This window comes from Streptomyces sp. NPDC127100 (assembly GCF_042724095.1).
Classification (GTDB): domain Bacteria; phylum Actinomycetota; class Actinomycetes; order Streptomycetales; family Streptomycetaceae; genus Streptomyces.
In genome coordinates, this window is record NZ_JBHXFL010000094.1 from 1 (window position 1) to 6,815 (window position 6,815).

Here is a 6,815-nt window from a genome sequence, read left to right on the forward strand (position 1 = left end):
GCACGGGCGGTCGCCCCTCGCCGTACCGCCGGGTCACCCGGTCAGCTCCAGACGTTGCCCTGGTTCTGGCCCCGGGCACCCTGCTGTCCCATGCCGTACTGCGCGGCCAGTCCCGATCCGATCTGGGCGTTCTGCGGCGGCAGCAGCTCGCTGGGCTGCACGAGCGCGAAGCCGCTGCCCATGAAGCTGAGCTCCCACCCCTCGCCGGTGGTGCCGCGGCGCCGCCACACCCCGGAGGAGTGCGTCTGCGCCTGCATCTGCACGCGCAGTGCCGTCGACCAGGCGACGATGGCGTCCGCGTCGCAGTTGACGTACTTGTCGGGCGTCACCTGCATCAGCAGCGGGGCGCCCGAGGTCATCAGGGCGACCCTGCCCCGCCCGGTGATGTTGAGCTGGTACTTCCCCGAGCCGGAGATGCCGTACAGGCTGTCGACGGCGATGACCTCGTGGTGCAGGGAGGAGTCCATGGCCAGGACGTAGCTGCTGTCCACGGTGAGACCGTCCTGCTCGACCTCCATCACGTGGATGTACTGGGCGAGGTTGGCGAAGTAGACCGTGCCCTGCCCGTGGCAGCGCATCAGGTCCAGGCCCTCACCGGTGTGCGCACGCGCGCGTGACTGGCTGTTGCTCTGGTACTCGGCGTCGAACTCGACGAGGCCCTGGTAGGCGACCATCGTGCCCTTGCGGGCGAGCACGTCGTCGTGGCCGTCCAGGGCGACGCGGAGCATGTGCTTGTTCTGCAGGCTCCAGCGTTCCTGGGTCTGCTGGTCGTTGTACGCGAAAAGCGGGCTCTGCATGATGTTCTGGCTCCCCCTCAGCCCCGGACCCGGAGACGGTCGGTGCTGTCCTCGCTGGGCTGGACGACGACGATGCCCTGACCGGAGAAGGCCATCTGGTAGGCCTCGCCGCTGCCGCGGCCGATCAGCGACTGCGCCTTGAAGCTGCGCTTGCCCTTCACCTTGAGGTTCGGGGACCAGGCGACGAGCGCGTCGGGGTCGACGTACGTCTCGTCCTCGCCGCCGCCGCAGTCGACGACGATCGGCTTGCCCCGGGACGTCAGCGCGACCCAGCCCTGGCCGGAGATCCTCGTGTTCCACAGGCCCTGCCCGGCGAACTTCGCCAGTCCCTTGACCCGCTCGACGCCCCAGGTGAGGTGGGCGTCGAAGGCGAGCAGGTTCGTGGCGTTGACGCTGATCCCGTCGCCGTTGAGGTTGATCACGACGACGTTCGCGCCGTAGTCGGCGAGGTAGAGCAGTCCGTCGCCGGAGCACTTCATCAGGGGCGCGCCCTCGCCGGTCATCCAGTCCTTGGCGATCTGGCGCACGGCCGGCGGGTTGGGTTCGTACTGGACGAAGCCCTCGTAGGCGACCATCGAGCCCACGCGCGCGAAGAGGTCGTGCCCGGTCTGCATGGCGACCTTCAGCATGTGGTTGCCGTGGTTCTCCATGCGGGCGGTGACCGGTGCGGGGGCGTAGCCCGCGAGCGGCTGGTTCATGTCGGGCTCTCCCTCAGATCTCGTACGGCTGGACGACGACGAAGTTGCCGGGGGCCGCCCGGAACTGCAGGTTGACGCTCTCGCCCGTGTCGCCGGCGTAGGCGTTGCGGCGCATCCGCACCTGGCTGGAGACGACGACCTGGGCGGCGGCCGACCAGGCGACCACGGCGTTGCAGTCGGCGAACGTCGTGGGCGTGACCGGCAGCACCACGGGCACTCCGTGGGTCTTGACGACGATCGTGCCGGTGCCCTGGAACTGCATCGTGAACAGCGCGCCGCCGGGGATGCCGTGTCCCTCGATGCGGCGGACCTCGTACTGGAGGCTCTCGTCGAAGGCGAGCACGTTCTCGGCGGAGACGCACACGGCGTCGCCCTGGAGCTCGATGGGGTGGAGCATCGCGGAGTTGTCGGCGAGGAACACCTGTCCCTTGCCCGAGCAGCGCATCAGCTGCATCTCCTGGCCGGTCGCGTTGCCCACGATGCGGCCGGCGAATCCGGCGCCCTTGTAGCTGAAGTCGACCTTGCCCTGGTAGAGCACCATGCTGCCCTGCCGGGCCAGGACGGGCTGTCCCTCGGCACCGAGGTCCACGCGGACCAGCTTCTTGTTCTGCTGGGTCCAGCGCTGCCCGGTCGCCGTCTCCCGGTACTGCTGGAGCGCGGCGGCCACACCGGGGCCCTGCGGGGCGCCCTGGGGCATGGCCTGCGGCGCGTTCTGGGGGGCGCCGTAGGGTGCCTGCTGCCCGTAGCCGGGGGGCGGCGGGGCCTGCTGCCCGTAGCCGGGCGGCGGGGGCGGGGCCTGGGGGGCCGGGGGCTGCCCGTAACCGGGGGGCGGTGGGGCGGTCTGGCCGGGCACCTGGCCGTACGGCTGCTGGTGGCCGGGCTGGCCGTACGGCGCGGGCGCCGGGGCCGGGGGCGGCACCGGGGAGCCGCCGGACGGGGTGTGCAGGGGCGCGACGATGGTCGGCGCGGCGTGCACGTTGGGCGCGGGCGCCGGGGGCGGCGTGGCTCCGGGCGGCGGGGCGAAGCCCTGCGGCGCGGGGGCGGGCGCCGGGGCCGGAGAGGGAGTGGGGGTGGAGGTGGGGGCGGACGCGGGGGCACCGAAGGCCGGGGGCGCCGAGGCCTGGGCGGGCGGGGCGAAGCCGGGAGCGGCGCCCCCGGCCTGCGGCTGCTGCGGCGCGGGAGCCTCGTCCTCGGCCACCTCGCCGCCGAAGTTCCTCAGCAGCGCCTCGAGACCGCCGTCGAACCCCTGCCCCACGGCGGCGAAGCGCCACACGTCCTTCAGGTAGAAGTCGCCCAGCATCACCGCACGCTCGGTGGAGAACTCCGACCCGCTGAACGGGTACCGGGCGACCTCCTCGCCGCCCGCCACGATCCGGATGTATCCGGGGCCGACCTGCGACATCTGCCCGGCGCCGTCGATCGTCGCCGTGAAGGACAGCTTCTGGATGTGCGACGGGATCCTGTCCAGGGTGACCCGGAAGGACTCGGTGTCGCCCGCCTGCGCACCCAGGAGCTGGACGGCCTCCTCGGGGGTCTTCGGCTGGTTGAAGAACACGAAGTACCGGTCGTCGGAGAGCCGTTCGTCGGCGTCGAGTCCGAAGCAGCTGATGTCGAAGCTCAGTCCGGGGCCGGAGATCTGCACGCCTACGTACAGATCCGTGCCCGCGGTGAGGTCACTGATCCTGGCCTTGTGGCCGCGTTGGAATTCCCTGGCCATGCGTTACGACCGTCCCCCATCCGAATGCGAGTGCGTCGCGTCAGGCTAACGGCAAACCCTGACACCGGACGATGCCGGTACAGACCCGGTACAGAACCCGCGCCGGCCCGTACCGGACCACTTGCAGGGCCTGTCACTCGCTCCTGGCGCCGGGCACGTGCGGCAGCCGGTCGGCGGCGACCACGCCCTCGAGGTAGCCCCGGGCCCGCTCGGTCCGCGGGTACGCCTCCAGCAGCCGCCAGAAGCGTGGGCCGTGCCCGGGGACGAGCAGATGGGCCAGCTCGTGCAGGAGTACGTAGTCGACGACGTACTCGGGCATGCCCTGGAGGCGGTGCGAGAGGCGGATGCTGCCCTCGGCCGGGGTGCAGGAGCCCCAGCGCGTGTTCTGGTTGGTGACCCAGCGCACCGAGTCGGGCCGGGCCCGGCCGTCGAAGTACTGGTCCGACAGCCGCCGGGCGCGCTCGGCCAGCTCGGTGTCGCCGAGGACGCGCTTGCTCTCCTGGGCGGCCAGCTTGTCCAGCATGACGGCCACCCAGCGCCGCTCCTCCGCCTCGGACATCCGGGCGGGGATCAGCACGACGGTGCGGTCGCCCTCGCGGTACGCGGAGACCGTCCGGCGTCGACGGGTGCTCCTGCGCACCTCGATCGCGCCGGCCCCCGTGCCGCTCGGCGGCGGACTCGTCGGCGTGCGCTGGGGCGCTCCGGCGCGGTGCAGTGGGTCGGCGGACACGCCCCGACGTTACCCGCTGCGCACGGGGAAGTCCCGGCTCCGGGACGGTTCCGCGCCGATCCGCTCGACCGCTTGTACGACGAACACCCACCGCCTGTGGACAACTTTCGACGCCCCACGGCGATTTTGTGCATGCTGGCAGTCGCCGGCGGACGTGTGACCGGGCCCACAGCCACCACACGGCCCGTCACCGCCGGCGCACGGGGACGTTCGAGGAGTAACGGGGGTTCGGTCATGCATCCGATGGTGAAGCCCGCGCTCAGGCGCGGCTGGCGCGATCTCAACACCGTGCAGTTCGGGATGACGCCGGCGCACGCGCTGACGCTCCGCCCGGTGGACACGGCGACGGGCAGCTTCCTGGAGCTGCTCAACGGCACCCGCGGACCGGCGCTCCTGCGCGAGGAGGGACGCCGCATGGACCTGCCGGACGGCCATGTCGACCGGCTGGTGGAGCGGCTGGCGGGGGCCGGGCTCCTCGACGACTCCCGGGGCGGCGGGCCGGCCGCCGACGCCCTGCGGGAGAAGAAGGAGGTGCTCGACCGGCTCCGCCCCGACCTCGCGTCCCTGTCCCTGACGACCTCCCGGCCGGGGGACGCGATCCGGCACCTGGCCGCCCGGCGCGCGATGCGGGTACGGGTGCGGGGCGCGGGCCGGGTGGGCGCCGTGCTGGCCTGCCTGCTGTCGGGCTCCGGCGTCGGCGAGGTCGACGTGCGGGACACCGGACGCGTCGAGCCCTGGGACGTCGCCCCGGGCGGGCTGCCCGCCGAGGCCGTCGGCGACCGCCGCGACGAGGCGTCCCGGCGGGCCGTGCGCCGGGCCGCGCCGGACCGGCCGCCGCGCCGCGTCCCGGCGGCACCGCCGGAGGACGGCGGTCCGGGCCTCTCCCTGGTGGTCCTCGCCCCGCGCGACGACGTCGCGTCGCACACGCCCGACCCGGCCCACGCCGAGTCCCTCATGGCATCGGGCACACCCCACCTGTACGCCGGGGTCGTGGAGGGGACCGGCGTCGTCGGCCCCCTCGTCCTGCCCGGCGAGACGGGCTGCGCCGGCTGCCTTCACGCGGACCGCACCGACCGCGACGCCACCTGGCCGCGGCTGGTCGCCCAGTGGCGCTCCGGCCGGCAGCGCCAGGTGCCGCCCTGTGACCTGACGCTGGCCACGACCGTCGCCGGGCTGGCGGCGGCCCACGCCCTCGCCCTTCTCGACGGCCGCACGCCCTCCAGTGCCGGCGCGCGGTGGGAGGTCTCGCTGCCCGCGCTGCGGTGGCGCGCGCGGCCGGTGCGGCCGCACCCCGCGTGCCCGTGCGGGGCCGCCCGGAAAGGTAAGCAGGAACACACCTCCGGGAACGGGGGCCGGCGCGCGACAATGGCTGGGCAATGGCCGTCAGTCGAAGTACGCCGTGAGGCAGAGGCGGCGCGGCCGGCTGGGACTTGGAGGGCGCATGTCTGATCTTCCCCGGAAGGCGGTCACCCGGACCGCCAAGCTCGCCGCGCTCCCGCTCGGCTTCGCCGGGCGGGCGACGTGGGGACTGGGCAAGCGGATCGTGGGTGAGTCCGCGGAGATCGTCGGCCAGCAGCTCCAGCAGCGCACCGCGGAGCAGCTGTTCAAGGTGCTCGGCGAGCTGAAGGGCGGGGCGATGAAGTTCGGGCAGGCCCTGTCCGTCTTCGAGTCGGCGCTGCCGGAGGAGGTCGCCGGCCCCTACCGGGCCGCGCTGACCAAGCTCCAGGAGGCCGCGCCCCCGATGCCGACGCGCACGGTGCACTCCGTGCTCGCGCAGCGGCTCGGCGAGGACTGGCCCGGCCTGTTCCTGGAGTTCGAGGACAAGCCCGCCGCGGCGGCCTCGATCGGCCAGGTGCACCGGGCGGTGTGGCACGACGGCCGTGAGGTGGCCGTCAAGGTGCAGTACCCGGGCGCCGGCGAGGCCCTGCTGTCGGACCTGAACCAGCTCAGCCGCTTCGCCCGTCTCCTGGGCCCGCTCGTGCCGGGCATGGACATCAAGCCACTGATCACGGAGTTGAAGGACCGGGTCTCGGAGGAGCTGGACTACGACCTGGAGGCGCAGGCGCAGCGCGCCCACGCCGAGGAGTTCGCGGACGACCCGGACATCGTGGTGCCGGACGTGGTCCACGAGTGCGAGCAGGTCCTGATCACCGAGTGGATCGACGGCATCCCGCTGTCGGAGGTCATCGCGGACGGCACGCCGGAGCAGCGGAACCGGGCCGGCCAGCTCCTGGCCCACTTCCTGTTCTCGGGTCCGGCCCGCACCGGTCTGCTGCACGCCGACCCGCACCCGGGCAACTTCCGGTTGCTGCCCGGCGGGCCGGAGGGCGAGGACGACTGGCGGCTGGGTGTGCTGGACTTCGGCACGGTCGACCGCCTCCCGGGCGGACTGCCGGAGCCCATCGGCGAGGCGCTGCGGATGACGCTGGACGGCTCGGCGGAGGCCGTCTACGAGATGCTCCGCGCGGAGGGCTTCGTCAAGGAGTCGATAGAGCTGGATCCCGACGCCGTCCTCGACTACCTCCTGCCGATCATCGAGCCGGCCCGGGTCGACGAGTTCACCTTCACCCGCGGCTGGATGCGCAGCCAGGCGGCCCGGATCGCCGATCCCCGCTCCCCCGCCTACCAGCTGGCCAAGCAGCTCAATCTGCCCCCGGCCTATCTGCTGATCCACCGGGTGACGCTGAGCACCATCGGCGTGCTGTGCCAGCTGGGCGCGACGGTGCGTCTGCGTGCGGAGCTGGAGGAGTGGCTGGCGGGCTTCGTCCCCGAGGACGAGGTCGCGGACGACGCCGTGTACGACGACTCCGGGGACGAGATCGAGGAGGCCGCGGCGGAGGCGTGAGCCGCCGGGGGACGCCCGTGGGGGCCGG

The 6,815-nt window shown here is 73.1% G+C and carries 6 protein-coding genes; 2 read left to right on the forward strand and 4 right to left on the reverse strand.

Translation table 11 applies throughout. The annotated features are described in order from the left end of the window. Positions 1–41: 41 nt before the first annotated feature. The 4 genes from ACFWJB_RS35280 to ACFWJB_RS35295 form a co-directional block, all read right to left on the reverse strand. On the reverse strand, positions 42–797 hold the full coding sequence (locus ACFWJB_RS35280; RefSeq protein ID WP_385473074.1) for an AIM24 family protein: 756 nt from the start codon (positions 795–797) through the stop codon (positions 42–44). A gap of 17 nt (positions 798–814) precedes the next feature. After that, positions 815–1,495, reverse strand: coding sequence for an AIM24 family protein (locus ACFWJB_RS35285; RefSeq protein WP_385473070.1), 681 nt, complete (start codon positions 1,493–1,495; stop codon positions 815–817). Between the two features lie 13 nt (positions 1,496–1,508). After that, a complete protein-coding gene (locus tag ACFWJB_RS35290) occupies positions 1,509–3,212 on the reverse strand; it encodes a TerD family protein (RefSeq protein ID WP_386927398.1) in 1,704 nt (567 codons plus the stop codon). 133 nt (positions 3,213–3,345) lie between these two features. Beyond that, positions 3,346–3,942 (reverse strand): M48 family metallopeptidase, encoded by a 597-nt coding sequence (locus ACFWJB_RS35295; protein WP_385473064.1) that lies wholly within the window; start codon positions 3,940–3,942, stop codon positions 3,346–3,348. Positions 3,943–4,176: 234 nt separating this feature from the next. Between ACFWJB_RS35295 and ACFWJB_RS35300 the strand changes: the two genes are divergently transcribed. Together ACFWJB_RS35300 and ACFWJB_RS35305 are read left to right on the forward strand one after the other, a co-directional pair. After that, positions 4,177–5,391, forward strand: coding sequence for a TOMM precursor leader peptide-binding protein (locus tag ACFWJB_RS35300; RefSeq protein WP_386927400.1), 1,215 nt, complete (start codon positions 4,177–4,179; stop codon positions 5,389–5,391). Continuing rightward, positions 5,384–6,787 (forward strand): ABC1 kinase family protein, encoded by a 1,404-nt coding sequence (locus ACFWJB_RS35305; protein WP_385473058.1) that lies wholly within the window; start codon positions 5,384–5,386, stop codon positions 6,785–6,787. The genes ACFWJB_RS35300 and ACFWJB_RS35305 overlap by 8 nt, the downstream gene beginning before the upstream one ends. Positions 6,788–6,815 lie beyond the last annotated feature (28 nt).